This window comes from Streptomyces albireticuli, from assembly GCF_021228125.1.
GTDB classification, from domain to species: Bacteria; Actinomycetota; Actinomycetes; order Streptomycetales; family Streptomycetaceae; genus Streptomyces; species Streptomyces albireticuli.
In genome coordinates, this window is the sequence record NZ_JAJQQS010000086.1 from 1 (window position 1) to 929 (window position 929).

A 929-nucleotide genomic window follows, 5' to 3' on the forward strand; every position below is an offset into this window, starting at 1 on the left:
GCAAATCTCAGCGATGCCCGGATCAGGTGGATCACGCAGGTCTGGACCGTGGCTTTGGGCCAGGTCGCGGTGACCGCGTCGGGCAGGCCCTTCAGCCCGTCGCAAGCGACGATGCACACGCCCTCGACCCCGCGGTTACGCGGCTCGGACAGCACGGGCATCCAGGTCGTGGCGCCTTCGCCCTCGTCGCCGGCCCACAGACCGAGCACGTCCTTGCAGCCGTCCATGTCCACCCCGACGGCCAGGTAGACCGGCCGGGAGACCACAGATCCGGAACGGATCCTCACCCACAGCGCATCGAGGTAGATGATCGGCCAGACCGCGTCCAGCGGACGCGTCTGCCACGCATCGAGCTCGTCAGTGACGGCGTCGGTGACCTTGCTGATCAGGTCCGGTGAGACCTCGATGCCGTACATGCCGGCCAGGTGCGAGCGGATGTCCCGCACGCTCATCCCGCGGGCGTACAACGACAGGACCTGCTCGTTGAACCCCGCCAGGCGCCGGGCGTGCTTGGGCACCAGCTGCGGCTCGAACGAGCCCTCGCGGTCCCCGGGCACTCCCAGGGTGACCGCTCCGGCGTCGGTCAGCACGGTCTTCGGTGATGTGCCGTTGCGGCTGTTACCCGAACCGCGGCCTGCCGGTCGTGCTTCTCGTAGCCGAGATGTTCGGTCATCTCCGCGTCCAGGGCCCTTTCCAGCACGGCCCGGGTGACCTCGGTCAGCAGCCCACCCTCGCCCAGCAGGGCTGCACCCGAGGCGTCGGCGCGGACCATCAGCCGCTCGACGACCTCGTCCACCAGCTCGTCCTCGACCGGCTCGACGGCCAGCATCTCCTTGTCATTCATGTCCGTCCGTCCCCGCTGGCAAAGGCCCAGGTCAAGACCCCGGCCAGCCTGTCACATCACAGACTTACACGATCTTTCAGACACG

Annotated in this window: 1 pseudogene; it reads right to left on the reverse strand. The window is 68.0% G+C overall.

The annotated features are described in order from the left end of the window. A pseudogene (locus tag LUZ64_RS36685) lies at positions 1-844 on the reverse strand (IS256 family transposase); the annotation flags it as partial. Positions 845-929: the final 85 nt, after the last annotated feature.